The organism is Kitasatospora sp. NPDC048296, assembly GCF_043201815.1.
GTDB lineage: Bacteria > Actinomycetota > Actinomycetes > Streptomycetales > Streptomycetaceae > Kitasatospora.
In genome coordinates, this window is the sequence record NZ_JBICZB010000043.1 from 18,398 (window position 1) to 44,940 (window position 26,543).

The window sequence follows — 26,543 nt, forward strand, 5'->3', positions numbered from 1 at the left end:
TCCGCTTCCCCGCAACTCCCTTGCGCCGTCGGCTCGGCGGAGCCTTCGGCGCGGCCCTGCTGGCGGGCGCGCTGCTGGCGGGGGCGACGGCGGGCCCGGCCTCGGCCGCTCCGGCGGCCGCCGCGAGCCCGGCCGCCGCAGGCCCGGACGTCACCGCCGCTGCTGAACTGCCGCCCGACGGAGACTCGGTGGCCTCGCCGCCCGGCGCCAACGACTGGAACTGCCGACCGACCGCCGCGCACCCCAACCCGGCGGTCCTGGTGCACGGCACCTTCGCCAACCGCTACGAGAACTGGCTGGCGCTCTCCCCGCTGCTGAAGGGCCTCGGGTACTGCGTCTTCGCCCTCGACTACGGCACCATCCCCGGCATCACCTCCACCGGCAGCGGCCTGCTGCTGCCGATCGGCGGGCTCGGGCCGGTGCCCGCCTCGGCGGCCCAACTGGCGAACTTCGTCGACCTGGTGCGCAACGCGACCGGTGCGGCGAAGGTCGACATCGTCGGACACTCGCAGGGCGGCATGTTGCCGAACTACTACCTGAAGTTCCTCGGCGGGGCCTCGAAGGTGGACAAGCTGGTCGGCCTGGCGCCGTCCAACCACGGCACGACGCTCGACGGGATCACCAAGCTCGCGCCGTACTTCCCGGGCGTCACGGACCTGATCTACACGGTCTGCCAGGCCTGCCGTGACCAGGCGGTGGGCTCCGACTTCAACCGGACCATGGCGTCCCGGCCCGACACCGTGCCCGGGGTGAGCTACACGGTGATCTCGACGGTGTACGACGAGGTCGTCACCCCGTGGCAGACCCAGTTCCTGAACGGGCCGGACGTCGACAACGAGGTGCTGCAGGACCACTGCCCGATCACGCTCGCCGAGCACGTGGCGATCGCGTTCTCGCCGACGGCGCTGCACCTGGTGACCAACGCCCTGGACCCGGCGCACGCCACGCCGGTGCTCTGCGGCTGAGCGCTCGCTGCGGCGATCGCCGTGACTGCCCGTGCCCCCGGCTGCCCCGGGGGCACGGGCGGTCGCGTTCCTCAGCGGGCGGTGCGGAAGGTGACGGCGGCGGTGGTGCCGTCGGCCGGGCGCAGCTCGTACGGACCGGGGTTGGTCAGCAGGGCGGCGTCGAAGCGGGCCAGTTCGGTGCCGTCGAGGGTCGCCGAACCGGCGAGGCAGACCAGCAGGACGGTCGCCGCGGGCGGGACCTCCACCGGGCCGGGCCCGCTGCGCAGGTCGACGGTGGCCTCGACCCGGCCGCGACGGGTCATCACGTTGAAGTCCACCACCGGGCCGCCGAGCAGTCGGCAGTCCGTCGTGGCGTCGCCGGGGAAGGCGAACGGGCGCAACGGTACGTCGACCAGTTGCTCGATGCCGTCCACGGTGAGCGTCATGCCCGCGCCCTCGACCAGGGTGATCACCCGGTCGATGCCGGGGAAGGGCGAGAAGGGCCCGGCGGAGGCGACGTCGGCGAGGCTGACCCGCCAGTCGAAGGCGTCCAGCCCGGCCCCGGCCGGGAACCCGGCGACCTCCCTGGTCACCCCGCCCCCGTTGAGCCACGCGGTGGCGGGGCGCTCGCTGGCGCGCAGTACCTGGATGCGTCCGGTGGTCGTCATGGGGCCGCATCCTGCCACCTTTGGGGCGGGTGCGGCAGCGGGGGCGGGGGCGGGGGCGGGGCTGGGGTGACTAACAGCGAACAGATAACAGATGGTGAAATCTGTCATCTGTCATCTGTTCGCTGTTATCTGTTCGCCGTCATCTGTCCGCCACTACCCCGCCCCCCGACAACCCGCAGCCCGTCAGCGACGCCCCACCACCAACGGCAGGAACGCCGCCGCCGTCGCCGCGAGGGCCACCGTGGTCAGGGCCAGCGGCAGTCCGGCCGCGTCGGCGAGGAAACCGATCACCACCGGCCCGATCAGCATCCCCCCGTACCCGAGCGTCGAGGCGAGCGCGACGCCCTGCGGGCCGCCCGTCGCGCCGGCCCGGGCGATGGCGAGCGGGAACAGGTTGGCCAGACCGAGGCCGACCAGCACGAAGCCGCCGATCGCGACCGGTACCGCCGGGGCCAGCGCCGCGACCAGCATGCCGACCGCCGCCGCCAGTCCGCCGAGCAGCATCAGCCGGTTCTGGCCCAGCCGGATGGACAACCAGGTGCCGCCGACCCGTCCGCTGGTCATGGCGAAGGCGTACGCGGCGTACCCGGCGGCGGCCGTTCCGGCGCTCGCGTGGACGTCGTCCGTCAGGTGCAGGGTGGTCCAGTCGGCGATCGCGCCCTCGCCGTACGCGGTGCACAGCGCGGTGAGGCCGAGCAGCAGCACCAGCAGCCGGGCGTGGCCCCCGGCCGACCGGTCCGCCGAGTCCTTGGCGGAACGTTCCGGCGTAACCATCGGCGCCGCCGGGCTGCGCAGCAGCACGACGCCCGCGCCGACGGTGACGGTCAGGCCCAGCAGACCGCCGAGCGCGAGCGCCCAGGCGGTGGTGAGCTGGTCGGCGAGCAGTCCGCCTAGGCCCGCGCCGAGCAGCCCGCCGAGGCTGTACCCGGCGTGGAAGCTGGGCATGACGGGCCGTCGCAGCTGTGCCACCAGGTCGACGGCGGCACTGTTCATGGCGACGTTGGCGCCGCCGTACCCGGCGCCGAACAGCAGCAGTACGCCGCCGAGCGAGAGCACCGAGTGGGCGTGCGCGGGCAGGGGGACGGCGAGGCTGAGCAGGGCGAGCGAGCCGACGGTGACCGGCCGCGAGCCGTACCTCAGGCAGAGCCGGCCGACCAGCGGCATGGTGAGGACGGCTCCGATGGACAGGCAGAGCAGGGCCAGGCCGAGGGTGCTGTGCGAGGCGCTGACCTGGCTGCGGACGTCCGGGATGCGGACGACCCAGGCGGCGAAGAGGAAGCCGTCGACGGCGAAGAAGGCGGTGAGTGCGAGCCGCGCGGGGCTCCAGGGACTGTCGGTCGCCGGGGTTGTGCTGCGAGACTGGATGAGGGAGTCGTCGGGGCGCGGGTGGGAACGGATTTTGTTTCGAAGCGGCACAAAGTCACAATAGGGGCGTGCAGCTCTCACCTTCAAGCCCGAGGCCCCTCTCCGGGACCGACCCCGACGCGCCGCGCGACGCCCACCGCCGCGCGGCCCCCGACCGCGGTCGGACGCTGCTCGGCCCCGCGCTCTCGCTCATCCACACCGGCCAGACGCCCACCCGCTCCGCGCTCACCCGTGCGCTGGACGTCACCCGGGCCACTGCCGGGGCGGTCACGGCCGAACTTGAGGCGCTCGGCCTGATCGCCGTCGACTCCCGCCCGGCCGGAGGCGGCCGCGGCCGGCCCTCGCACCGGTTGGCGATCGACCCCCAGGGTCCGGTGGTGGTCGCCGGGCAGATCCACGCCGACCAGCTGAGCGTCACCCTGGTCGGCCTCGGCGGACTGCTCGACCCGCCCGTCCACCTGCCGCTGCCCGCCGCCACCGACCCGGTCCGGATGCTGCGCGCGGTCGCCCAGGCGGGCGCCGAACTGGCCCGCTCCACTGACCGCCGCTGTTTGGCCGCCTCGCTCGCGCTGCCCAACCCCGTCACCGAACCGGACGGCACCGCGCTGGCCGCGCTGCACTTCGCCTGGCCCAGCGGCACCCCGGTCGCGGACCTGTACGACGTCGAGGTCGGTCGCGCCGACCACGGTCCGAACGTCCTGCGCCCGCTGCCCACCTTCGTCGGCAATGATGCCAACCTCGCCGCGCTCGCCGAGTACCGCCACGGCGCCGGGCGCGGCGCCCGCCACCTGCTGCTGGTCACCTCCGGCCACAGCGGTGTCGGCGGCGCGCTGGTGATCGACGGCAACCTGCACACCGGCAGCGCCGGACTCGCCCTGGAGGTCGGCCACCTCACCGTCGACCCGCAGGGCCGCCCCTGCGTGTGCGGCAACCGGGGCTGTCTCAACTCCGAGACCGACCCCGACGCGCTGTTCGCCGCCGCCGGGCTCACCCCGGAACCGGGCCGCCCACTGCTCGACCAGGCCCGCGAGCTGTGCTGGTCGGCCGCCACCGATGAGCGGGCGCGGGCGGCGGTGGAGCACGTCATCGACCGGCTCGGGCTCGGGCTGGCGGGCGTCGCCAACATCCTCAACCCGGACCGGGTGGTGCTCAGCGGCCTCCACCTCGACCTGCTGGAGGCCGCCCCCGACCGGCTGCGCGCGGTGGTCGCCGAGCGCTGCCTGTGGGGGCGCAGCGGGCGGGTGCCGATCGTCGGGGCCGAGCTGGCGCACGGTGCGCTCGCGGGTGCGGCCGAGCTGGGCTGGGGGCCGTACCTGGCCGATCCGCAGTCGGTGCCCGTGTAGGACGGGGTGTCCGTGTTGTCCGTATTGTCGAAGGGGCGATAAGCGGAAGCTGGGCTTCTGGAAACGGTCACTTATCGTGACCCTCGTACACTCGTAGTGAGCAGTGGGGGGCCGCAACGAGGGAGTAGTGACCAATGAGCACCCAGCCCGGTGGGATCCCCGGCATCGAGCCGACCGTCGACGTCGACCGCTCGGACCCGCAGTACCGCGCCTGGCTCAAGGAGGCGGTGCGCAAGGTCCAGGCCGATGCCAACCGCTCCGCCGACACCCACCTGCTGCGCTTCCCGCTGCCGACGGAGTGGGGGATCGACCTCTACCTCAAGGACGAGTCCACCCACCCGACCGGCTCCCTCAAGCACCGCCTGGCCCGTTCGCTCTTCCTCTACGGGCTCTGCAACGGCTGGATCCGCCCGGGTAAGCCGGTGATCGAGGCCTCCAGCGGCTCCACCGCCGTCTCCGAGGCGTACTTCGCCCAGCTGATCGGGGTGCCGTTCATCGCGGTCATGGCCAAGAGCACCAGTCAGGCCAAGATCGACCTGATCGAGTTCCACGGCGGCGAGTGCCACCTGGTCGCGCGCTCGGACGAGGTGTACGAGGCCTCCGCCCGGCTCGCCGAGGAGACCGGCGGGCACTACATGGACCAGTTCACCTACGCCGAGCGGGCCACCGACTGGCGCGGCAACAACAACATCGCCGAGTCGGTCTTCGCCCAGCTGCGCCTGGAACCGCACCCCGAGCCGGCCTGGATCGTCGCCACCGCCGGCACCGGCGGCACCTCGGCGACCATCGCCCGGTTCGTGCACTACATGCAGTACGACACCCAGATCTGCGTGGCGGATCCGGAGAACTCCTGCTTCTTCGACGGCTGGGTGAACCACGATCCGGACGCCGTCTGCGACAGCGGCTCCCGGATCGAGGGCATCGGAAGGCCCCGGATGGAGCCGAGCTTCGTTCCCGGGGCGGTCGACCGGATGATGAAGGTGCCGGACGCCGCCTCGATCGCCGCGGTGCGGGTGCTGGAGCAGGTGCTCGGCAAGAAGGCGGGTGCCTCCACCGGAACGGGACTGTGGAGCGCGCTGCGGATCGTCGCCGAGATGCGGGCGGCCGGGCACACGGGCAGCGTGGTCAGCCTGATCTGCGACCCGGGGGACCGCTACCTGGACAAGTACTACTCGGACGACTGGCTGGCGGGCGAGCGGATCGACATCGCGCCGTACCGGGCCGCCCTGGAGTCCTTCCTGAAGGGCGGCGCCTGGATAGGCTGACGTTCCGTCAGGTGGCGAACAGATAACAGATTTCAGCAGACAGAATCTGAAATCTGAAACCTGTTATCTGTTCGCTGAAGCCTGCCGACTGCCAGCTGCCGACTGCCAGCTGTCAGTCGTCACTCGGCCGCCGGAGCACCGCCCGCCCACCCGCAAGGTCGATCTCCGTGCGCTTCGGCGCGCCGTCGTGCTCGTCGTCCCGCAACACCAGCTCGATCCGCCGCTGCTCCAGCTGCACCCGCTTGCTCGGATACAGCAGCGCATGCAGTTCCTCCGTCGCGGTCGCACCCGCACCGCGCCCACCGGCCGGATCCGCCGCCGGACGGGCGCGCAGTCGCCGTACCACCGCGCCCAGGAAGAACAGGACCACCAGCCCGGCCGGCAGCAGCAACCCGCCTGCCGCACCCGTCAGAAGCGTGCTCATGCGTGCCCAACGTCCCGCCGTCGACGGCGAGTTCCCAGGACCCCTACGGCAGCGGCACCGTCGGCAGATCCCCCGGCACCAGGAGCTGCAGCTCCTCCGTCGACGGGTCGGCCAGCGCCGCGACCCGTACCGCGTGGCGCTCGACCATCGTCTCGAACACCTGCCGCGCCGTGCGCCCGTTGCCGAAGTTGGGGCCGCGCTCCAGTCGGGCGAAGTGCTCCAGCAGCGCGCCCTCGGTCGCCTCGGAGAGCGCGTACTCGTGCTCCGCGCACTGCGCCCGGGCGATCTCCAGCAGCTCGTCCGCCGTGTAGTCGGAAAAGGTGATGGTGCGTGAGAAGCGTGACGAGACACCGGGGTTGGCGGACAGGAAGCGTTCCATCTCGGCGGTGTAGCCCGCCACGATGACGACCACCTCGTCCCGGTGGTCCTCCATCAGCTTGACCAGGGTGTCGATCGCCTCGCGCCCGAAGTCCCGCGCGCCGTCCTCGGGCGCGAGTGCGTACGCCTCGTCGATGAACAGCACCCCGCCGCGCGCCCGGTCGAAGGCGGCGGCGGTGCGGATCGCGGTGGAGCCGATGTGCTCGCCGACCAGGTCGACCCGGGCCACCTCGACCAGGTGTCCGCGCTGGAGCACCCCGAGCGAGGCGAGGATCTCGCCGTACAGCCGGGCGACGGTGGTCTTGCCGGTTCCGGGGGCGCCCGTGAAGACCAGATGGCGGCGCAGCGACGGCGCCTTGAGCCCGGCCTGGCGGCGGCGCCGGCCGACCGAGATCAGGTCGATCAGGGTGCGCACCTCCTGCTTCACCGTCGCCAGCCCGACCAGCGAGTCCAGTTCGGCGAGCGCCTCGTCGGCCGGCCGGCAGTTCGGGATCGGCGCGATCGCGGAACCGGCCGGGGCGGCCGAAGCGCCCGAAGGAGCGGCCAACACGGGTACCGCGGCGCCTAGTTGGGCTGCCCGCGGGGCCGGAACCTCGGCGGCCGAGCCCGCGGCGGCAGTCGGCCCGACGTCGTCCGAGGTGCACCCCTCGGTGACCGGGCCCGGTTCGGAGAACTCGAACCCGGTCCGCTCGTTCTGTTCCGCCCGGCACCGGGTGAGCTGGGTGCGGCACCCGTCGATGATGTGGAAGCCGAAGCCCTTGCCGTGCGAGACCCGGCAGTCCTCGAAGGTGCCGCGCCCCTGCGCCGAGACGTACACCCCGGCGTCGGTGCTGGCCCGCACGGTGCAGTCGCGCAGCACCGGGTCGGCGCCCTTGGTGACGATGACGCCGGTGGCCACGTCCGAGATCTCGCAGCCGGTGAGCAGTCCGCCGCTGCCGTGGTCGCGGAACCAGAGCCCGGTTCCGGCCTCCTGCACCCGGCAGCCGGCCAGGGACACCGTGGCCCCGCCGCTGACCGAGACCGCAGAGCTGCGGATCCGGCTGAACGAGCAGCCCTCGGCGACGGCGGCGGAGTCCCGATCGAGGACGAACAGCGCGTCCGGCAGGTCGTGCAGCGAGCAGTCGGTGAGGGTGAGCCGGGCGCCGTCGCTGACCCACAGTGCCGGGTACTCGCCGGTGGAACCGTGGATCTGGCAGGACTCGGCGACGGCCTCGGTGCCCTGGTCCCAGACTGACAGCGCCCCGCGCCCGAAGTCCCGCACGGTGCTGTGGGCGAGGCTGAGCCGGGAGCGTCCGCGCAGGTCGGCGCCGTTCTCCGGCAGGTCGTGCACCCGGCAGCCGGTGAGCACGAGTTCGGCCTCGCCGTCCAGGGTCAGACCGTTGCCGGTGACCCGGTGGATCTCGCAGTCGACCAGCCGCCCGCCCGCCTGGGCTTCGGCCTGGACGCCGCTGCCGCGGATCTCGTAGATCTCGCAGCCGGTCAGTTCGGCCGCGCTGCCCGGGTCGGAGAGCAGCACCCCGGCGCCGGAGGCGTGGTGGACGCGGCAGCGGTCCAGCGCGGCGGTCGCGCCGCCGAGGACGGCGAGCCCGGCCTGGCCGGCCGCGGCGACCTCGCAGTCCTCGAAGGCGGCGGCGGTGCCCTCACCGCGCAGTCGCAGCCCGAGGCCGCCGGGGTTGGCGACCAAGCAGCCGCGCAGGGTCGGCCGGGCGCCGTCGGTGACCTCGATCCCGGTGGCGGAGCGGGTCTCGACCCGGCAGCCGCTGAACGCGGGCGTCGCCTGCGGCCCGGTGACCAGCACGGCCGGGGTTGAGCTGTCGCCGCCCTCGATCACCAGGTCGCGCACGGTCGCGGCGGCGGTGACGGTGAGTGCCACCCCGGAGGTCGGCTCGATCCGGACGGTGCCCGGGCCCTGGGCCGGAACGATCGTCACCGGCTTGTCCAGCAGCACGTTCTCCCGGAAGGTCCCCGGCCGGACGGTCACGGTGTCGCCCGCCTCGGCGGCCGCCAGGGCCTCCGCGAGCGTGTCGTACTCGCCCGCGCGGCGACGCCAGCGGGATGCGCTGTCCTGGGTGACCCGGACCCTGTGCTCAGCCATGACGGTCTGTCGTCCCCACCTTCGTCGTGCCGGCGATCAACGGGCCGTACGCGCGGGGTGCGCGGGCCGTCCGCCCACCGTAGCGCGCCAGTCTGGGTGCTCCGGCCGCCCTCGGTCGCGCGGACACCGGTAGCGCCCATCGCGGCCACAGGTTCCGACCACTTGTTCAACGAGCGCGCACAGTCGGGGTTCCGTACCGGAGCACCGGAAGTGGAGCGGGTGCGGACGCCCCGGGAGCGGTGCGCATGCCGATGAGCCGGAACGAGCGTGCGACCCGGGGCACGGGCGGGCGCTCAGCGCCCGTCGGCCGGCCAGTGTGCCCCGTCCTCCAGCACCTCGACGTCGTCGCCGAGCCGCAGCGTGCCGAGCACGTCGCCCTCGACGCCGGCGGGGCGCTCGGGAATGAGGTTCTGCCCGAACGCGGCCTTGCGCAGCAGCCGGTGGTGCCGGGCCAGGGTGCGCAGCGGCTCGGGGCCGCGTCGCTCGCCGCTCTCCTGGTCGGTGGTGGTGATCACGCAGCGGCCGCAGGGCTTGACCACCTTGAAGGTGAGCGAGCCGATCCGGATCCGGCGCCAGCCGTCCTCGGCCCAGGCCTCGGAGCCGCCGACCACCACGTTGGGGCGGAAACGCTCCATCGGCAGGGCCTCGTGGCCCTCCGGGTGCTCGGCGGCGATCAACTCGTTGAGCCGGTCGAGGGAGGCGGTGGTGGTGAGCAGCAGCGGGAAGCCGTCGGCCATCGAGACGGTGTCGCCGGGCCGGCCGTACTCGGGGTCGACGGGCCGGGCGCGCGGGTCGTCCAGGTGCACCAGGCGGTAGTCGCCGAGGTGCTCGGCGATCCACTCGTGCGCATCCTTGGCGGCCTCGACGGCGCGGAAGCGGGTGCCCCAGACCTCGACCTCGGCGAGCGGGTCGCCGGCCGCGACGGCGGGGGCGGTGACCTCGATCCGGGAGCCGTCGGGGGCGGTCAGCGACAGCGCGCCGTCGGGCAGCAGGGCGACCCGGATCTGCCCGAGCGCGGCGTTCTCGCGCTGGCTGACGAAGCGTCCGGTGGGGTCGGCGAGCATCCAGCGGCGGTCTCCGGCCAACCCCCAGGGCTGGACCGCGGCGGTGTCCGGGCTCAGGCGGTACATCGACTTGACGGGGTAGACGTGGAGTCCGGTGAGGCGCATTCCCCCATCCTGCCAGCAGCGCGGTGGGCATCCGAACGGCCCCCGGACCGCCCCGCACGCGCACGACCCCCCGCACGCCCGCGCCCTCCGGACCTCCCCCTGAGCGCACGGACCGCCCGGGACGCCGTGGGGGGCGTTCCGGGCGGTCCGTGGATGACCCGTTTCTCCGTTCGCCCGGCGTTCAGGGGTCGCCGGGTGGTGCTCAGGTGGTGCGGGTGTGGGCCGATGGGGGTTCGGCCCCGGGATGCCAGCGGCTCAGTAGCCCTGGCCCTGCGGCTGGTAGCCGCCCTGGAAGTTGGCCGGCTCGCCGTACGGGCCCGGGCGCTGCGGCTGCATCGGGCGGACCGGCGCGACCGGTGCCATGGCCGGGCGCAGCTGGGCGCCGCCGAAGCCCTGGTCGCCGCCCTGGCCCTGGAAGCCGGGGCCGGCCGGGTTCGGGCCGCCGAAGGACTGCTGCCCGCCGAAGCTCTGCGGACCGCCCTGCGGCTGGCCGCCGGGCTGGCCGTGGCCGAAACCGGCCGGGCCGCCGGTCGGCTGCGCGCCGAAGGTCTGCGGGCCGCCCTGGCCGATGAAGGTGTTCTGGCCGCCGAAGCTCTGGCCGCCGGTCGGCTGGTAGCCGCCGCTGGCGGTCTGCGCGAACGCGGGGGCGCCGGGCTGCGGTCGCTGGTACGGCTGGGGGGCGCCGTAACCGGGGACCGCCGGCTGCGGGGCGGCGGCGTACGCCGGAGCGGGCTGCGCCGGGATGTACGCCGTGGCGGGGCCGGCGGAGGGGCCGCTGCTCGGGCCGGGGCCCAGGGCGAGGCGGGCGGGCGGCAGCGCGGGGAGGTTGCTGCCGGCGCTCTCGTACCCGTTGCCGTACCGGTTCTCGTAGGACGGGCCGACGCCTGTTCCGTATCCGGACGACAGCGCCGGCGGCAGGGCGGCCGGCACGTTGATGGGTGCGATCTGGGGGACGCCGCGCTCAGCCACGAGGCTGTCGTAAATCGGCGTGCCGGAGGAGAAGGACGGAGAGGGGTAGCCGACTCCGTCGTAGGAGCGGGGCGAGGTCATGGGGCATACGGTAAGCCCACAATGCGCCTGCTGAGGAGAGTGGGAGGGGGAGCAGTTCGAGTGTTTACACAGTCTTCGCTCGCACAAAGGTTTCGAAAGTAGGAAGAACGGACATATCGGCACCCAGTTCCGGACAGCTCTGACACCCAGTCAGTGATCGAACAGTACCCGGACGCGGCCGCCACAAGACCTTGTGGTGACCGGGCGGTAGACGGCTGTGGACGCTGCGGAGAAACTTTTGCGGACGGGGCGTGCGCCGGCGCATTCGAGCCCCTGTCGGCGGCAGGACGGGGGCTCGTGAATGTTTCGGGAATAAATTTCCCGTCAGAGCCCAGAGCGGGCGATCCGGACGTCGATCCGGGGGTGAGCCGGACGTCGATCCGGGCGCCCGGACCTCGATCCGGACCTCGATCCGCAGGATGGGCCGGGCTGATGAGCCGGACGACGACTGCGGGGCCGTCAGCGCGACTGCAGCGCCTGGCTCTGCGCGGGCAGGCCCGGTCGGGCGGCGACCTCGGAGGTGCAGAAGGAGCAGCGGATCGCGGCGGCCGGGATCGAGCTCAGGCACTCCGGGCAGTCCGCCTTGGCGGCCGGCGCGGGCTCGGCCGCCTCGAAGCGCGCCTGCAGCTTGCCGACCGGCACGACCACGGCGAAGTAGATCACCGCGCTGACCAGCACGAACCCGATCAGCGCGTTGACGAAGAGGCCGTACGGGAACTTGGTGCCGCCCACCTCGAAGGTCTTCTGGGTGAAGTCGCCGACCGCCCCGGCGGCGACCCCGACCAGCGGGGTGAGGAAGGCGCTGACGAACCCGGTGACGACGGCGGTGAAGGCCGCGCCGATCACGATGCCGACCGCGAGGTCCACCACGTTGCCGCGCAGCAGGAAGCTGCGGAATCCCTTGAACACCGGGTGACTCCAAATCCGAACGGGGAAGGGGGAGATGGGGCGGCGCGGGGTAGCCCCGGCCGGACATCCTGCCGAGCGGTCCGGGCCGAGGTCCAACCGCGTTCACCCGATTCGCGTAACCGGCCGACCTGCCGGGCTCGGCTGCGCCCGGCCGTACCCGGCCCTCCCGGTCGGCGCGCGGGCGGCTCAGCCTTCCGGCCTGTCGGTGCCCGGGTCGGCGTCCGGGACGGTGAACCGGTGGGCGCGAGCCGGTACTTGAGGCGGCGTGCGGCGGAGTGGAGGGCGGTCGGTCGGAGCTGTCGGGGGCGAGACGGGGCGCACAGCGGTCGCAACCGGCGCACGACGGCGGGTCTTCAGCGCACATCGGGTGTACGGGCGCGGGCGCACGGGCCACCGCCAGGTTGCGCGAAGGGGCTGTACCCGGCGTGGTGCTGTGCCAAGGTCTGTCCATGCCCGACCATACGGCGGCCGATTCGGCCGGAGCCCGCCCGCGTGTCCTGCACCTGATCAGCGACTCGCGCCGGGGCGGCGCCCAGAACTTCGCCCGTGACCTCCACCGGGAACTGCGCCGCCGGGGTCAGGCCTCCGCGCTGTGCGCCCTCGCCCCGCACCCGGCCTTGCCACCCGCCCGGCCGGGTGCGGCCGTTCCGGGAGTGTGCGCCGCGGGCACGGCCCGCCCGGGGGACTGCGGCGAGGAGTGCCCCGACACCGCCGGGCTGCGCGCCGCCGCCGTCCTCGGCCCCGGTCGGCTGCGCCCGGGCACCCTGCGGGCGCTGCGTTCCGCCGCCCGCTCCGCCGACGTGGTGCTCGCCCACGGCTCCGACACCCTGGCCACCTGTGCCCTCGCCCTGGCCGGCACCCGCACCCCCTTCGTCTACGTCTCGGTCGGCCACCCCCGCTACTGGACCGCCAACCGGCTGCGCAGGCTGCGCGGCGCCACGCTGATGCACCGCGCCGCCGCCGTCACCACCCTCACCGACGAGGCGCGCGAGGTTCTGGAGGAGCAGTTCCGGCTCCCCGGGGGCAAGGTCCGGGTGATCCCCAACTCCCGTGCCGCCGAAAGCTATCCGCCCGCCGACGGCCGGGCCGAACGGCGCGCCGCCCGGCACGCCCTGGGCCTGCCCGCGGACGTCCTGCTGGTCGCCTGGATCGGCGCCATAGCGCCGGAGAAGCGGCTCGACCTCGCCCTCGACGTGCTCGACCGGCTGCCCGACGTCCGGCTCGCCGTCGCCGGGGACGGCCCGCTGCGCGAGACCCTGGCCCGCCATCCGGCCGCCGCCCGCTCCCACTTCCTCGGCCCCCTGCCCGACCCCGTCCCGCTCTACCGGGCCGCCGACGCGCTGCTGCTCACCAGCGACAGCGAGAGCGTGCCCGGCGCGCTGATCGAGGCGGCGCTGGCCGGGGTGCCCGCCGTCGCCACCGACGTCGGCTGGGTGCGCGAGGTGGTCCGGGACGGCGCCACCGGCGCACTGGTCGCCCCCGGGGACCCGCTCGCCCTGGCCGAGGCGCTGGCCAAGGTGCTCGCCTGCAACCGCGCGGGCCTCGGCGCGGCCGCCCGGGCGCACGCGCTGGAGCACTTCGAACTGGGCGCGGTGGTGGACGACTGGCAGCGGCTGGTCGCCGAGGTGTGGACCGGAGCTCCCACCTCGCACTGACGGGCGGCTCCGACGTGGTCCGAGCTGCGCCGTCCGGGCGAATCCGGGCCCGCCGACCCCTGACGACTCGTCGGTAGCGAGCCGTCACCAGCAGACTTCCCGATGTGAACTCGAAGTCGCTGCTGCGGTCCACCGTCCTGCTCGCCGTCGCCGCCGGGATCGCCGCATCCCCTGTCCAGGCCGGAGCAGTGTCCCACCAACCCCCGTCCGAGGGGGTCCAGTTCGTCAGGCTCGACCACCCGCAGCCGGTGCGTGAGAGTGCCCGCACCGAGGCGGTCGAGTTCTTCTGGTACGACTGCGGCCACTCCCAGAAGCTCGAACAGCCGTTGCAGGCCTGGACCGAGAAGCACCGGGCGGACGTCGCGCTGCGCCGCGTCCCGGCGATCTGGCCGGGCAGCTCGGACGAGGGCGCCCAGCGTGCCCACGCGCGCCTGTACTACACGCTGGAGCGCCTGGGTCTGGTCGAGCGCCTTCAGGCCGGCGCATTCCGCTCGATCCACGACGACCGGGCCGACCTCACCACCGAGTCAGCCGCCACCGACTGGGCGGTGCGCCACGGTGTCGACGCCGAGCTGTTCGGCCGGACCTACCGCTCCGCCGAGGTCGGGCAGTCGGTGGACGACGCGGCTGCCCAGTTCGTCCGGTACGGCATCAACGAGCTGCCCACCGTGGTCGTCCAGGGCGAGTACCGGACCTCGCCGACCAAGGCCGGCGGCGTCGACGCGATGCCCGGGGTGCTGGACTACCTGGTGCAGCAGGAGCAGCTGCCGAAGTACTGAGCTCCTCCTCGCATCGGTGATGCTTCGGCCACAGCGACAGCCCCGCGCCCGACGGCTTCCCCTGCCGCTTCGACACCCTCGCCGACGTGGTCGAACGCTTCTGCCTCGCACTCGGCTCGGACCGCTTCGCGCTGTACGTCTTCGACTTCGGCGCACCCGTCGGCCTGCGCCTGGCCACCCGCCGGCCGGAGTGGATCACCGGCCTGGTGGTCCAGAACGGCAACGCCTACGAGGAGGGACTCTCCGACCAGGCAAGGGAGTTCATCGCCAACAAGCGCGGCGTCCCGGGCGCCGGGGACGTCGCCCGCTCGATCCTCACCCTGGACATCACCCGCAGCCGGTACGAGGGCGGCACCGGCGACCCGAGTCCGGTCGCCCCCGACGGCTGGACGCTCGACCAGCACTTCCTCGACCTGCCCGGCCGCAAGGACATCCAGGTCGAACTGGCTCTCGACTACTTCTCCAACGTCGAGCTCTACCCCGAGTGGCAGGCCTGGCTGCGTGCCAATCAGCCGCCCACGCTGGTGCTTTGGGGGATTGGCGACCCGTTCTTCACCGAGGCCGGCGCCCGTGCCTATCTGCGCGACCTGCCCGAGGCGGAGCTGCACGTCTTCGACGCCGGGCACTTCGCACTGGAGGAGAAGCTGCCCGAAATCGCCCCGCTGATCGACGAATTCCTCGCCCGCACCCAGAAGTAGGCTGAAGTGGCGCTCCCCGTGCGGTGGTTCAGCCGCGGCGCAGCAGGTAGGTGACGAAGCCGAGCATCCCCCGGTACCCGTGCAGCCACTCGGCGCGGTGGCGGTCCGCGGCCTCGCGGGCGGCCACCGCGCCCGGGTCGTCCGGGTGGTCCAGCGCCCACTCGGCCAGCGAACCCGTCCAGGAGAACTCGTAGTCGTCCCACTCCCGCGCGGTGCTGACGTGTCCGTACACCGGGGTCCAGCCGTCCGCGAGCACCCGGTCCGTGGTGGTCGCCAGGTCCGCGAAGTCCTCCCGGACGGCACCCAGCCCGTCCAGCGCGGCCTGGGACGGCTCGCGCTCCCAGAACCCCTCGCCGACCAGCAGCCGGCCGCCCGGGGCCAGCAGTTCCCGGGCGGCCGCGAGCGTCGGCAGCAGCCCGTCGAACGCGTGGGCGGCGCCCACGCACAGCACCAGGTCGAAGGGCTCCTTGGCGGTGAACTCCCGGGCGTCCAGGTGGTGCAGGCCGATCCGGCGGACCACGCCGAGCGCGGTGGCCGTCTCCCGGGCCCGGGTCAGCGCCTCCGCATCCAGGTCCACCCCCACCGCCCGCCAGTCCGGCCGGGCGGCCAGCGCCCGCAGCAGCCAGGCACCCTCGCCGCAGCCCAGGTCCAGCGCCCGGCCGGACTCCTGCCCGGCGAGCGCGCGGTCCAACAGCCGGGCCACCGACCCGTCCGCCAGCGGTGCCGCGATCGGGTGGTGGGCGTGGGCGAGGCGGGAGAGCTGCTGACGGTCCATCCGAGCAGTATGGATCCGTCCGGCCCGGGGCGCCCGGGCTTTCCTCATGCCCGCTCCTCGTGCCCCGACTCCCGTGCCGGCTTCTCACGCCCGCTTCTCACGTCCGCGAGTAGGTCCGGCCCTTCCAGGCCGCGCCCCGGCCGCGCCAGTGCTGCACCGCCGAGTCCACCGTCATCAGCAGGTACAGCGCGGCCGTGAACGGCAGGAGCAGCACGGCCGCGGCCGGCTGCCCGTAGTACCGGACCATCGGCAGGTACGTCCCCGCCATCAGTGCCCAGGCCGCCCCGCCCGCCGCCGCCACCGCCGGAGCCCCGTCCACCAGCCCGGCCACCGCCGCCACCGGCGGCACCAGGTACACCAGCGTCAGCCCCAGCACCGTCCCGAGCAGCAGCGGCGGCGAGTGCTTCAACTGGGCGTACGCGCTGCGCGACACCATCCGCCACAACTGCTCCAGCCGCGGGTACGGACGGACGCTGTCCACCTCGTCGGCCAGACCCAGCCAGGTCCGCCCGCCCGAGGACTTCACCGCCCGGGCCAGCGACACGTCGTCGATCACCGCGCCCCGGATCGCCGCCACCCCGCCCGCGCGCTCCAGCGCCTCCCGCCGCACCAGCGAGCAGCCGCCGGCCGCGGCCGCCGTCCGGGAACCGGGTCGGTTGCTCCAGCGGAACGGGTAGAGCTGGGCGAAGAAGTAGACGAAGGCCGGGACGATCAGCCGCTCCCAGCCGGTCGCCACCCGCAGCCGGGCCATCTGCGACACCAGGTCGAGCCCGTTGCTCTCGGCGGCGGCCACCAGCTCGGCCAGCGAATCCGGGCCGTGCGCGATGTCCGCGTCCGTCAGCAGCAGGTACTCGACGTCCGGACCGGCCAGGTCCACCCCGTGCCGCAGTGCCCACAGCTTGCCCGTCCAGCCCGGCGGCAGCGGGGGAGGGGTGGTCACCGTCAGCTCCAGCCCGTCCATCGTCCGCAGCCCCGCGGCCACCGCGCCGGTGGTGTCCGAGCTGTGGTCGTCCACCAGGATCACCCGCGCCCGCCCCGGGTACTTCTGCGCCAGCAGCGTCGGCAGGCTCAGGGGCAGCACCGCCGCCTCGTCCCGGGCCGGCACCACGACCGCCACCTGCGGCCACCGCACCGGCGGACGACGCGGCGGCAGCCGTACGTCGGTGCGCCAGAACAAGCCGTGGCAGCACGCCAGCCAGAGCCAGACCAGCAGGGAGAACGCGGCGATCCACAGCAGGGCGGTCACCCCGGCAGTCTGCCGCAGAACCGGCTCCGGCGGGCGCATCGACTAAAGTCTTGCCCTGTGAAGATCGCACTGATGGACTCCGGAATTGGTCTGCTGGCCGCCGCCGCCGCCCTTCGGAAGCTGCGCCCGGACGCCGATCTGGTGCTCTCCTCCAACCCGGCCTCGATGCCGTGGGGACCACGCACGCCCGAAGAGATCACCGAACTGGCCCTCGGCTGCTGCCGGGCCGCCGCCGCGTACGAGCCCGACGCCCTGGTGATCGCCTGCAACACCGCCTCGGTCCACGCGCTCGCCGCCCTGCGCGCCGAGCTGGAGCCCGGACTGCCCGTCATCGGCACCGTCCCGGCGATCAAGCCCGCCGCCGCGCTCGGCGGCCGCGTCGCCATCTGGGCCACCCCGGTCACCACCGGCAGCACTTACCAGCGCGGCCTGATCCGCGACTTCGGCGGCACCGCCGAGGTCACCGAGGTCGCCTGCCCGGGCCTCGCGGACGCCGTCGAGCACGGGGACGACGACGCCATCACGGCCGCCATCGCGGACGCCGCCGCCCGCACACCGGTGGGCACCGACACCCTCGTCCTCGGCTGCACCCACTACGAACTCGTCGAGGACCGCATCCGCGCCGCCGTCGCCCCCACCGCCTCCCCGGCCCTCACCCTCCTCGGCTCCGCCGACGCCGTCGCCGCCCAGGCCCTCCGCCGCATCGCCGACCCCACCGCCACCGGCACCGGCACCCTCACCGTCCTTCACGCCGGCAGCCCCGCGACCCTCCCCGCCGCCGCGGCCCTCTACCCCCAGGGCCTCACCCTCGCCACCCTCATCCCCTGACCGAAAGCCGCCCAGGCCGACGTCTCCTGCAGCGCAGACCTCTCGCCCGGCGCCTGTCGCCCAGTGCCTGAGAGCGCTCAGGAAGTCGGCCTGATCGACTTCCTGCGCGAGGTGGTTTTCTCCGTCGGTGTCCGATCACCGCGCGGAAGCGGGCGCTGCCCGCACGCGGGGCCGCTCGGGCGCGGCCCGTGGCTGAGCGGCACCACCGTCCGGCTTCCGCCCAGCACGGACGGCACCCGCACGGACGGCACCCGCACGGACGGCACCGGGTCGGGCGGACCCTTCTCGCTGTGGCTCCCCAGCCGGCCGGCAGGTCCTCGGCCACTCGCGCGGGCCTTCTTCGGTGATGCTCGGGGCCGCGCCGACCTGGCTCTCTTCCAGGCATGGCCGTTCGGGCCCAGCCTGTGCCCCAGCGGCACAACCTCCGGGTCCCGCTGCCCGCCACCGCGCGCAGGAGTGGCACAGCCGAGCCTGCCCAACGGGCACCGGAAGTCGGCCCGGCCGACTTCTCATGTAGTGCCAGAACTCTCACCCAAGGCCTGAGACGGCACGGGCGTCCTTGTCCCGCCGCCAGCGGCGCTTACCACTCGCGAGCGCGCAGAAGTCGGCCCGGCCGACTTCCTGGGCGGCCGGTAGCCGTAAGCGGATTGCCTGCCCGGCAAGGTGCGTGCCAGGGCGAGGCAGGCGCGTCGGGTGGGGAAGCCGGTCCCCGGGGCTTCCCCACCCGACGGGCGTGTCGTCAGGCGACCGCTTGGCGGCGCCAGCGGCGGTAGGCGGGTTCGAGGCCGGAGAGGATGGTGTCGAAGCGGCGGATGCTGGTGGTGGAGTCGACCTGGAGGCGGCTGATCTGGAGGGGATGGGTGGGGAGGCGGGGGCCGAGGCGGTGGTCGGAGAGGAAGCCGAGGCGGTAGCCGAGCTCCTGCAGGACGGTTTCGGCACGGGGGTCGTGGCCGCCGTCGGGGTAGGCGAAGGCGGTCGGGGGTTCGCCGAGCCAGTGGGTGAGGGCTTCATGGGCGCCGGTGATCTCGGCGCGGACGGTGGCGTCGTCGCAGCGGCCGAGGCACGGGTGCCCCTGGGTGTGGTTGCCGATGGCGACGCCGCCGTCCCGCAGGGCGAGCAGGTCGGCGGGGGTGAGCTGCTCCTGGCGGGGTGGCCGGCGGTCCGCGCTGACCCGCAGTTCGTGCAGGCTGCGGCGCCGGTCCGGGTCGGGCATGGCCTTGAGCCGGGGGAGCAGCTGGGAGGGGTGGCCGCAGTCGAGCGAGCGGGCGCGGCCGCCGTGGCGGGCGAGGAAGTCGGCCTCGTGCCACCAGAAGGGGCGTTCGGTGCCGATGAGCTCGGAGATGACGAAGGCGGTCGCGGGGATGCCGCGCGCGTCGAGGGCGGGCAGGGCGTGGGTGAGGACGCTTCGGTCGGCGTCGTCGAAGGTGACCAGGACGCTGCGCGGAGGCAGCGGCCGCCGCTCGGCGACGGCCTGGAGCACGGCTTCGAGGGAGACGGGGGTGGCCAGTCTCCGCAGCCGGTCGAGCTGGGCGCCGAAGGATCGGTGGTCGGTCACCCCGTGGTAGGCGAGGACGGCGAGTCGCTGGGCGGCCCGAGCCCGGAACAGGGGTTGCACGGGGGCGAACCGCAGCCATTCGCCCCGTGCGTCCTGGTGTTCCGTCTCGGCATGCTCCGCGGTGGCGGACGCCTGCTGTCGGTCGGCGCCGTGGTGGTCGGCGCCGTGTCGGTCGGCCACCTGGTGATCGGCCCCCCGGCGGCCGGTTCCGTGGTGGTCGGCCGCCCACCCGGCGGGCGGCGGCAGCGCCCGCACGCCGGGCACGGGCCTGGCGCGGGCGATGGAGATCGGTGTGGTGGACTGGGTTTGCGGCAACGGTTCCCCCTCGGTCGCCGAGCGGCGTGGCGGTCCCGTCGGAGGACGGAGCCCGGCCTCCGACTCCAGGGGGCGGCGGCTCCGTCCCCTGGATATTCCGGTTCTCGGTGGGGGGTTCTCACCCGTCCCGAGAACGGCTCCTGGATCACTCGATGCCATTGAGACCGCTGCCCTACCGGGATGGTTGTACCGGGGGGACGAGGATTTTTCGTGGACTGATTGTGGAGCATGAACACGTGGGCCGCAGGCCAGGACCACCCGCGTTCGGCCGGTTGCCCCGCGTGCCGTAGTCCTCACTCGCCGCGGGCTGCCCGCCGTGCGTGCCCGGGGTACCTTGGGCTCATGGCAGATGCGGACCGTGATCCCGTCCACCCACACGGCGCGACCCGGATGGCCCGCGCGTGCAGCGGCGGAGCCCTGGTCACCCACCAGATCCCGCTGGCGGTGGTCGGTTTGGCCTGTCTGGCGCTGGGCATCGTCGTGGCCGTGATCGTTCCGGACAGTGACGGACCGGCCTGGGCGATGGCGGTGGCCGGCTGCCTGGCGGCCGGCGTTCTGCTGCTCGGCCGGATCGCCTTCGGCGTGTTCCGCGACCGGCGCCGCGCCGCGCTCTAGCGGGAAGCGAGTGGGAAGCCGGCGGTAACTGCCGAGCGATAGATCAACAGATCGAGTGAAATTGGTCAGATCGACCGAATTTCATCCTGTCCGACAATCTCCCGCCCTTCTTTCACGATTCCCGGACAATCACTTCATCCTGCCCTTACTGTGAATACATCCTTGTGGCTCGGGGCGCCACGGAGGCGAGCGATGAGTGGTGGCGCCCGTACCCGGACTGCTCCTACGGAGACTGCCCCCACGGAGACCGGCCGAGGTGGCCCGCTAGGCTGCGCCGCATGGCCATTCCCCCCTTCCTCGCCGAACTCCGCTCCGTGGTCGGCACCCGGCCGCTCTGGCTGAGCGCCGTCGTCGCCGTCGCCGTGGACGACCAGGGCCGGGTGCTGCTCGCCCGCCGGGCCGACGACGGCCGATGGGCGCCGGTCGGCGGCATCCTCGACCCGGGTGAGCAGCCCGCCGACGGTGTGGCGCGCGAGTGCCTGGAGGAGACCGGCGTGGTGGTCGTGCCCGAGCTGCTCGCCTCGGTCACCGTGTCTCCGCAGGTCACCTACCCGAACGGCGATGTGACGCAGTACCTGGTGCTGACCTTCCGCTGCCGGGCGGTGGGCGGTGAGGCGCGGGTGAACGACGACGAGTCGCTGGAGGTGGGCTGGTTCGGACTGGACGAGTTGCCGCCGATGATCGACACCGAGCACGAGCGGCTGCGCCACGCCCTGGAGTGCCAGGGCCCGGCGATCTTCAGCTGGGACGGCAAGGAGCGCCCTTAGGGCTTGTCGGCCCGTCAGGCCTTGCCCTGCCGGTAGGCCTCCTCCGCCGCGTCCAGCACCGCTGCCAGGTCCCCGCCCGCCGTGGCGGTCGCCGTGGCGGCCACCGCGCCCTCCACGAACGGCGCGTTCGCGAAGCGGACCGGGAAGGGCAGGCCGTGCTCGTCGGCGTCCGAGAGCAGGGCCCGGACGGTGTTGACCGCCCCGCCCAGGTCGGCGAGCACCACCACGCCGTGGCCCTGGTCGACCCGGCGGGTGGCGGCGGCCACCAGCACCGCGCTGATGCCCGGTCCGTCGGCCGGATCGCCACCGGTCGCGGCGATCGGCGCGGGGGAGTCGGATCCGGTCAAAGCGAGTGCCAGGTTGCGTACGGCGGTGGCCAGTTCCTGGCTGTGCGAGACCAGGACGATCCCGACCCGGCCGTGCCCGGACGGCCGGGCGGGGGTGGGCCGGGGCAGCGGGGTGGGGACGGGTGGGGTGCGTGGCGCCGGAGGATGGGCCGAGGGGGCGTCGGAGATGGGGATGACGTCGGCGCGGGTTCCGTCCCGGCGGCTCATCGGCTGCTCCTTAAGGCTGGGTCGTGGGCTGGGGGGTCGGGGCCGTACGCGCGCCCTGGCAGCACTCTGGCAGCTGCCCCCGGCGCCCGCCGGTCGGGACACGCCTCGGCCGTGCCTGGACGAGTCCGGCGGAGCCGCTGTGGCGCCCCGAGGCCCCTCCGCGTCGCCCCGCGGAGCTCCCGCGTCGCACTGAGGCCCCTCGACCGTTCCTCCGGCCGGTCGGCCTCCTCCGAAGCCCGCCTTCCCTCCCGGAGGAGTCCTCGTCAACCCGCTGACCGGGCCCGGGAGGTGTGGCTAGGCTGGCTCCGGAATGCCGTCGGGAGGAGATCGTAAGTGGCAGTCAACAGCGGTACGGACACCGAGGTGGTCGGCGCGCAGCCGGAGCTGGCGCCGAGCGGGAAGCCCAAGGTGGACTTCACCGGGGCGGAGTGGCTGTGCAGCAGCCAGGGCGTCGGGGACGTTCAGATCGCGTTCGTGGACGGGTACATCGGGATGCGGGACGGCCGGCAGGAGGACGGTCCGGTCCTGGTCTTCACCCCGGCCGAGTGGCGGGCCTTCGTGCTCGGCGCCCGGGACGGCGAGTTCGACCTCACCTGAGAGCCCGGCTCCGGTCCGGCGTCGGGCCTCACCTGAGCCACCGGCGCGCACCCGCGGAGCGGACCCGTCCGGCACGGAAGTGCACGGCGGACGGGTCCGCTCCGCGGTGGTTCAGCAGGCGATTTCCGTACCGAACATCACAACTGATGATCTTTTGAGCGTGCCCCGTCAGAATTTCTGTTGACTGTTAGACAAACGCAGCTCAGAGTATGAGCACAGGCAGACGCCGTGCCCACCGCCCCCACGCGGCCAGACACGGCGCCTGCTGTGCGGCCCGGCAGCATTGCCAGGCCATCCTCCCAGTCATCCCCTGCGCACCGGGGTGCGTCGGCCGGTCCCGGCCCACGAGGGGCCGGCAGTCGCCGGGAGGCTGGCGCCGAATCCGAGAGCGACTCGGACAGCGGCACCTTTTGCTCGGGACCCGCACGCCCCCACGCGGCGGCGTCCCGAGCAGATCCACGGGAGCGACGGGCCGGGGCCCCGCGGATCTGGCTCTTGTTGCATGTGGTGCATGGACCTGCATGGAACTGTTGGCTTGTGTGTTGTGCGGTGTGCGATGGCGAAGCTGGGTGCTCGGCTTTTCGGCACGACAGGTGCACAGTGAGGGATACGCGTGTAGGGCCGCGTTGCGACGTGCCGTCCCCCCGGAGGGTGAAACCCAGAACGGCTGTCGTGCTGAACCGAACGTAGCCCGGACGGTTGCTCAGAGTCAACATTGGTCTCTGAGCGTCGATCTCCCGCCGGTCCCGAGTCGGTGCCCCACCCACCTCGCGAGCGCGGTGTGCCGGGCACGTACGATGTTCCCATGTCTTTTCTCCGCCGTCGCTCCGGACAGCCCGCCGGCCCGGACTTCGACGTGCTCGCGATGGACCCGGGCGACTGGCCCGGCGACTTCGGTGCGGCCATGATGACCGGCCCGGACGGCTCCTGCCAGGGGATTTTCCTGCGCTACGACCTGTTCGGCGGCAGAGGCCCGGCGATGTTCATCGGCAATCTCCCCGAGGGCTCGCCCGCCCGGGAGACCGGCGACAGCGTGCCCTTCGAGGTGCGGCAGTTGCTCGCGGCGCTGGAGAACGACGAGCCGGTCGAGTTCGTCTCGGCCGAGGACTTCCCGGTCATGCTCGGGGACGACCTGCTGATCGTGAAGAAGGTCAAGGTCAGCGAGGAGCGCGTGTTCTGCGCCCAGTTCGGCCGCAGTGACGGCGTCCTGGTCACCATCGCGTCGTGGGACCGACCGATTTCGGACGACCTGTATCAGCTGCTGAAGCCGCTTCCGGCCGACATGTTCCAGCAGGGCTGATTCCGGCGCGGCCGACCGGTCCCCCGGGGTCTGGACGCTGCTTGACGGTTTCGATCACCGGTTCGTACAGTCGCGGACATGCCGTGCCGTCTCCCGCTGCTGACCCGTCGCAGGCATCTCGACCTGCGGCGGACCGCCAGCGCGGCGTGTCCGGGCCGCTGAGGGGGTTTTCGCCCCCGTGGCGGCGGGCAACCGGCCTGATCCGGTCGGTGCCGAACCCGGGGGCGGGCCGCGTGTCGGCCTCCGGGGCCGCCAGCCGGTTTCGCACGCCCGTGCGGCGTGCCGTCCGCACTTGCTGAGCCCACGCTGCCGCCCGGAGGCACCAGCACCATGACGACCACCGCTGCCACCGATCGTCCCTCGAACGATCGTTCCCGACCCGAGTCATCGGGTTCCGGTCGTTCGACTTCAGGCCAGTCGACTTCCGGCCACACCGTTTCAGGCCACACCACGTCGCCCGTGCCCGACCGCACCGCGGTCGAGGCTGCCCTGGCCGGACTGCCCCGGGTGGTCGACCTGCTCGCCGCCCGCGCCGAGGAGCACGACCGCGACGCCACCTTCCCGTACCAGGGCATCGAGGCGGTCCACGAGGCCGGGCTGCTCACCCTGACCGTCTCCCCGCGGTACGGCGGACCAGGTGGCACCCTCACCGACATCGTCCGGGTACTGGCCCAACTCGGCCGCGGCGACGCCTCGGTGGCCGTGGTCGCCGCCTTCACCCTGCTCCGGCACGCCGAGCAGGCCCGCCGCGCCGGAGCAGGGTGAAGGCCGGCTACCGGCGACTGCTCACCGAGTCCCGGCGCGGGCCCGCACTGGTCAACACGCTCCGGGCGGAGCCCGTGGGCGGGCCGGACGGACTGCCCGGGACGGTGGCCCGACGGGACGGCGGCGGCTGGCTGCTGACCGGCCGGAAGACCTACTGCACCGGCGCCGAGGCACTGGCCTGGATGGCGGTCACCGCACGGACCGACGAGCCCGAGCCGAGGATCGGCACCTTCCTGGTCCGCGGCGAGAGCGAGGGCCTGGAGATCGACCCGACCTGGGACCAGCTCGGCCTGCGGGCCAGCGCCAGCCACGACGTCGTCCTCGACAGGGTGCGGGTGCCGGTCGAACTCGCGCTCGACCTCGGCGCCCCCGGGCAGGAGGACCGTGCGGAGGCCGCACTCTCCCGCGCCTGGCAGGACCTGGCCCTCGCCGCGGTGGCGATCGGCGTCGCCCGGGCCGCCGAATCCTGGCTGGTTCGCTTCCTCGGCCAACGCACTCCGGCCAATCTGACCGAACCGCTCGGCACCCTGCCCCGTTACCGCTGCGCCCTCGGCGAGATCGAGGCCCAGCTGATCGGCGCCGAGGAACTGGTCGAGGGTCTGGCCCCCCGGGTGGACCGGGGCGAAGCGGACGCGGTGGCCCGGACCGGTCCGGCTCAGCTGCTGGCCACCCGGGCCGCCACCACGGCGGTCCAGCAGGCCGTCGCGCTCACCGGCAACCCGGGACTGAGCCGGCGTCACCCGCTGGAGCGTTACCTGCGGGACGTGCTCAGCAGCCGGGTGCACCTCGCACCGGAGGAAACCGTCCTGGAGGCCACCGGCCGGGCCGCGCTGGAACGCGGCGCCCGGCCGTAGCCCCCAGGACGCACCGGCCGTGGCACCCCCAGGGCGCACCCGCCGCGGAACCCCGGCCCTCAGCGCGTCCCGACCGCGGCCCGGACGGCCCGACGGGCCAGCGCGGCGTCGTCGTAGAGCCGGCGGATCATGATCCGCTGCTCCTCGCCGGCGCCCGGCACGTCGTACAGCCGGATCTCCCGCATCAGCACCAGCACCAGGTTCACCAGGAACGCGTCCCGGGCCAGCGTGCCGCCGCTCTGGGCGAGTTGGCTGATCTGACGGCGGGCGGCGGTGTCGCCGGAGAGCACGCTCCACAGCACCGCCAGGTCGTAGCCCGGCAGGTACCAGCCGGCCTGCTCCCAGTCGACCAGCACCGGCCCGGACGGCGCCAGCAGCATGTTGCTGAGCAGGGCGTCGCCGTGGCACAGCTGCAGCGGGGTGTGGCCGAGGCCGTGCAGCAGGCCGCGCAGGTCGCCGGCGTCCCGGTCGGTGAGCTGGCCCACGGAGTGGTAGCGGGCGATCTCCAACTGGTAGTCCAGACGCGGCTGGAACACATCGCTCGGCGGCCGCCACAGGTTCAGCGTCCGGACCGCGCCGAGCAGCGCCCGCACCTCGCCCGGGGTGGGCGCGTTGACCGGGTGGCGTTCCCGGGCGGCCGGCCGCCCGGGAACGCGCTCCACGACCAGCACGCAGCGGTCGTGGTCGGCCGCGACCAACCGGGGCAGCCGAACCGGCGGGCGGTGCCGGACGAACGCCCGGTAGACCGCGACCTCGTGGTGGAAGTCGGCCACCAACTGCTCGAAGTACTCACTCCGCACCGCCTGCGGCGCCAGGCACTTGGCGACCACCGGCGCCCGCCCGATGGTGCCCGCCACCAGGATGTGGCGGCTGCCCTCGCGCAGGACCTGGCGCGGGGTGAACGCCGGACATATCCGCGCGACGCTCGCCAGCGCGGCCCGTACCGCCGGGGTCTGCAGCGCCGCCGGGTCGATCCGGTCGGGTCCGGCCGGCTGGCCGGGCCGTCGGGCGCGCAGCACCTGGCCGTCGGCCTGGCGGGCGAGCGGGAGACGGTGGCCGGGCGGCGGGGTGACCTCGGGGCCGCGCAGTCCCAGCGCCGTACGGCCGGCCGGGACCCGGGCGTCCGTGGACCGGCCCTCGGCGCCGCGCGGAGCCACCGGACGGCTCGCCGGGGGCACCTGCTTCGGGCCGGGACGGCCGGTGGCTGCGGTGGGGGGGCGCAGCGCGGTGCGGGTCGCGGTCGGCGTGGGGGTGGTCGCTGAGGAGTACATGGGCTGAGGGTGGTCCCTTCCGGTCCGTCGGCGGGTTCTCCCCGCGGGGGCGGGGGAGGGCCGGTGCCGTGTGCTTCCTGGTGCGACGGCGGCCCTGCTTCGGTCGGTGGGTGGTGCGCGGGCGCCGGGCACGGACGCGGGGTCGGAACCCCTGTTCGGCAGTGCTCCGGCCGTCCGCATCCTGGGGAATGCGGTCGGCCGGATCGCCGTGGCCGTGCCCGGCGCCCCCGCGCCACCCGGCCGCGCCACCCCCTCGAGTGAGGACCGGGAACGTCCCGTGCCACGGTCGGGGGAATGCCCCGACCCTGGTGGGACGCCGCCCGACCCGAGGGGCGAGGTGGCGCACCCCTACAACACAC

Annotated in this window: 25 protein-coding genes and 1 pseudogene; 14 read left to right on the forward strand and 12 right to left on the reverse strand. The window is 73.7% G+C overall.

Features of this window, described 5'->3' with window-relative positions; all coding sequences use genetic code 11:
- Positions 1 to 20: 20 nt before the first annotated feature.
- Positions 21 to 965, forward strand: coding sequence for an esterase/lipase family protein (locus ACGF12_RS23990; RefSeq protein ID WP_393033708.1), 945 nt, complete (start codon positions 21 to 23; stop codon positions 963 to 965).
- A gap of 71 nt (positions 966 to 1,036) precedes the next feature.
- Here the strand turns inward: ACGF12_RS23990 and ACGF12_RS23995 are convergent, their stop codons facing one another.
- The gene (locus ACGF12_RS23995; protein WP_393033614.1) at positions 1,037 to 1,612 is read right to left on the reverse strand and encodes a HutD family protein; all 576 of its coding nucleotides are present in this window, start codon (positions 1,610 to 1,612) and stop codon (positions 1,037 to 1,039) included.
- 183 nt (positions 1,613 to 1,795) lie between these two features.
- Positions 1,796 to 3,028 carry an MFS transporter gene (locus ACGF12_RS24000; protein ID WP_393033617.1) on the reverse strand — a complete coding sequence of 411 codons (1,233 nt, stop codon included), beginning with the start codon at positions 3,026 to 3,028 and terminating at the stop codon, positions 1,796 to 1,798.
- A 116-nt stretch (positions 3,029 to 3,144) separates the two neighbouring features.
- Here ACGF12_RS24000 and ACGF12_RS24005 point away from each other — a divergent pair, with 116 nt between their 5' ends.
- Both ACGF12_RS24005 and ACGF12_RS24010 read left to right on the forward strand, forming a co-directional pair.
- Positions 3,145 to 4,320 (forward strand): ROK family protein, encoded by a 1,176-nt coding sequence (locus ACGF12_RS24005; protein ID WP_393033711.1) that lies wholly within the window; start codon positions 3,145 to 3,147, stop codon positions 4,318 to 4,320.
- A 134-nt stretch (positions 4,321 to 4,454) separates the two neighbouring features.
- Complete coding sequence (locus ACGF12_RS24010) at positions 4,455 to 5,585, forward strand: PLP-dependent cysteine synthase family protein (protein ID WP_393033620.1); 1,131 nt, start codon at positions 4,455 to 4,457, stop codon at positions 5,583 to 5,585.
- A 112-nt stretch (positions 5,586 to 5,697) separates the two neighbouring features.
- Here the strand turns inward: ACGF12_RS24010 and ACGF12_RS24015 are convergent, their stop codons facing one another.
- The 5 genes from ACGF12_RS24015 to mscL form a co-directional block, all read right to left on the reverse strand.
- Positions 5,698 to 6,009 carry a DUF6191 domain-containing protein gene (locus tag ACGF12_RS24015; RefSeq protein ID WP_393033622.1) on the reverse strand — a complete coding sequence of 104 codons (312 nt, stop codon included), beginning with the start codon at positions 6,007 to 6,009 and terminating at the stop codon, positions 5,698 to 5,700.
- A 43-nt stretch (positions 6,010 to 6,052) separates the two neighbouring features.
- Positions 6,053 to 8,482, reverse strand: a complete 2,430-nt coding sequence (locus tag ACGF12_RS24020) for a right-handed parallel beta-helix repeat-containing protein (RefSeq protein ID WP_393033624.1) — start codon at positions 8,480 to 8,482, stop codon at positions 6,053 to 6,055.
- A gap of 293 nt (positions 8,483 to 8,775) precedes the next feature.
- Positions 8,776 to 9,651 (reverse strand): MOSC domain-containing protein, encoded by an 876-nt coding sequence (locus ACGF12_RS24025; protein WP_393033627.1) that lies wholly within the window; start codon positions 9,649 to 9,651, stop codon positions 8,776 to 8,778.
- Positions 9,652 to 9,906: 255 nt separating this feature from the next.
- Positions 9,907 to 10,701 carry a DUF6643 family protein gene (locus ACGF12_RS24030; protein WP_393033629.1) on the reverse strand — a complete coding sequence of 265 codons (795 nt, stop codon included), beginning with the start codon at positions 10,699 to 10,701 and terminating at the stop codon, positions 9,907 to 9,909.
- Between the two features lie 459 nt (positions 10,702 to 11,160).
- Entirely contained in the window at positions 11,161 to 11,610 is a 450-nt protein-coding gene (gene mscL, locus ACGF12_RS24035) for a large conductance mechanosensitive channel protein MscL (RefSeq protein WP_393033632.1), read from the reverse strand.
- 449 nt (positions 11,611 to 12,059) lie between these two features.
- On the opposite strand from mscL, the gene ACGF12_RS24040 reads away from it, so the two are divergent.
- The 3 genes and pseudogenes from ACGF12_RS24040 to ACGF12_RS24050 form a co-directional block, all read left to right on the forward strand.
- A complete protein-coding gene (locus ACGF12_RS24040; RefSeq protein WP_393033635.1) occupies positions 12,060 to 13,265 on the forward strand; it encodes a glycosyltransferase family 4 protein in 1,206 nt (401 codons plus the stop codon).
- Positions 13,266 to 13,369: 104 nt separating this feature from the next.
- Positions 13,370 to 14,044 carry a thiol:disulfide interchange protein DsbA/DsbL gene (locus ACGF12_RS24045; RefSeq protein WP_393033638.1) on the forward strand — a complete coding sequence of 225 codons (675 nt, stop codon included), beginning with the start codon at positions 13,370 to 13,372 and terminating at the stop codon, positions 14,042 to 14,044.
- Positions 14,045 to 14,079: 35 nt separating this feature from the next.
- Positions 14,080 to 14,742 (forward strand): annotated as a pseudogene (locus ACGF12_RS24050) (alpha/beta fold hydrolase); the annotation flags it as partial.
- Positions 14,743 to 14,770: 28 nt separating this feature from the next.
- On the opposite strand, the gene ACGF12_RS24055 reads toward ACGF12_RS24050, so the two are convergent.
- On the reverse strand, positions 14,771 to 15,517 hold the full coding sequence (locus tag ACGF12_RS24055; RefSeq protein WP_393033640.1) for an SAM-dependent methyltransferase: 747 nt from the start codon (positions 15,515 to 15,517) through the stop codon (positions 14,771 to 14,773).
- A 97-nt stretch (positions 15,518 to 15,614) separates the two neighbouring features.
- Entirely contained in the window at positions 15,615 to 16,802 is a 1,188-nt protein-coding gene (locus ACGF12_RS24060) for a glycosyltransferase (protein WP_393033643.1), read from the reverse strand.
- An 18-nt stretch (positions 16,803 to 16,820) separates the two neighbouring features.
- On the opposite strand from ACGF12_RS24060, the gene ACGF12_RS24065 reads away from it, so the two are divergent.
- Positions 16,821 to 17,591, forward strand: coding sequence for a glutamate racemase (locus ACGF12_RS24065; protein ID WP_393033646.1), 771 nt, complete (start codon positions 16,821 to 16,823; stop codon positions 17,589 to 17,591).
- Between the two features lie 739 nt (positions 17,592 to 18,330).
- On the opposite strand, the gene ACGF12_RS24070 is transcribed toward ACGF12_RS24065, so the two are convergent.
- Positions 18,331 to 19,461 carry a polysaccharide deacetylase family protein gene (locus ACGF12_RS24070; protein WP_393033649.1) on the reverse strand — a complete coding sequence of 377 codons (1,131 nt, stop codon included), beginning with the start codon at positions 19,459 to 19,461 and terminating at the stop codon, positions 18,331 to 18,333.
- A 342-nt stretch (positions 19,462 to 19,803) separates the two neighbouring features.
- Here ACGF12_RS24070 and ACGF12_RS24075 point away from each other — a divergent pair, with 342 nt between their 5' ends.
- Both ACGF12_RS24075 and ACGF12_RS24080 read left to right on the forward strand, forming a co-directional pair.
- Positions 19,804 to 20,076: a hypothetical protein gene (locus ACGF12_RS24075; protein WP_387629943.1), complete on the forward strand. Its 273-nt coding sequence runs from the start codon at positions 19,804 to 19,806 to the stop codon at positions 20,074 to 20,076.
- A 278-nt stretch (positions 20,077 to 20,354) separates the two neighbouring features.
- Positions 20,355 to 20,843: an NUDIX domain-containing protein gene (locus ACGF12_RS24080; RefSeq protein ID WP_393033651.1), complete on the forward strand. Its 489-nt coding sequence runs from the start codon at positions 20,355 to 20,357 to the stop codon at positions 20,841 to 20,843.
- Positions 20,844 to 20,857: 14 nt separating this feature from the next.
- On the opposite strand, the gene ACGF12_RS24085 is transcribed toward ACGF12_RS24080, so the two are convergent.
- Positions 20,858 to 21,397: a PTS-dependent dihydroxyacetone kinase phosphotransferase subunit DhaM gene (locus ACGF12_RS24085; protein ID WP_393033654.1), complete on the reverse strand. Its 540-nt coding sequence runs from the start codon at positions 21,395 to 21,397 to the stop codon at positions 20,858 to 20,860.
- Positions 21,398 to 21,760: 363 nt separating this feature from the next.
- Here ACGF12_RS24085 and ACGF12_RS24090 point away from each other — a divergent pair, with 363 nt between their 5' ends.
- From ACGF12_RS24090 to ACGF12_RS24110, 5 genes are all read left to right on the forward strand, one after another.
- A complete protein-coding gene (locus tag ACGF12_RS24090) occupies positions 21,761 to 21,994 on the forward strand; it encodes a DUF397 domain-containing protein (protein ID WP_387629964.1) in 234 nt (77 codons plus the stop codon).
- Between the two features lie 805 nt (positions 21,995 to 22,799).
- A complete protein-coding gene (locus ACGF12_RS24095) occupies positions 22,800 to 23,294 on the forward strand; it encodes a hypothetical protein (protein WP_380613342.1) in 495 nt (164 codons plus the stop codon).
- Positions 23,295 to 23,372: 78 nt separating this feature from the next.
- Entirely contained in the window at positions 23,373 to 23,456 is an 84-nt protein-coding gene (locus tag ACGF12_RS24100; RefSeq protein WP_350526312.1) for a putative leader peptide, read from the forward strand.
- Positions 23,457 to 23,753: 297 nt separating this feature from the next.
- On the forward strand, positions 23,754 to 24,059 hold the full coding sequence (locus tag ACGF12_RS24105; RefSeq protein WP_393033657.1) for an acyl-CoA dehydrogenase family protein: 306 nt from the start codon (positions 23,754 to 23,756) through the stop codon (positions 24,057 to 24,059).
- Entirely contained in the window at positions 24,056 to 24,913 is an 858-nt protein-coding gene (locus tag ACGF12_RS24110) for an acyl-CoA dehydrogenase (protein ID WP_393033660.1), read from the forward strand. The genes ACGF12_RS24105 and ACGF12_RS24110 overlap by 4 nt, the downstream gene beginning before the upstream one ends.
- 59 nt (positions 24,914 to 24,972) lie before the next feature.
- Here ACGF12_RS24110 and ACGF12_RS24115 read toward each other — a convergent pair whose 3' ends face one another.
- Positions 24,973 to 26,184 carry a phosphotransferase gene (locus ACGF12_RS24115; RefSeq protein WP_393033662.1) on the reverse strand — a complete coding sequence of 404 codons (1,212 nt, stop codon included), beginning with the start codon at positions 26,182 to 26,184 and terminating at the stop codon, positions 24,973 to 24,975.
- Positions 26,185 to 26,543 lie beyond the last annotated feature (359 nt).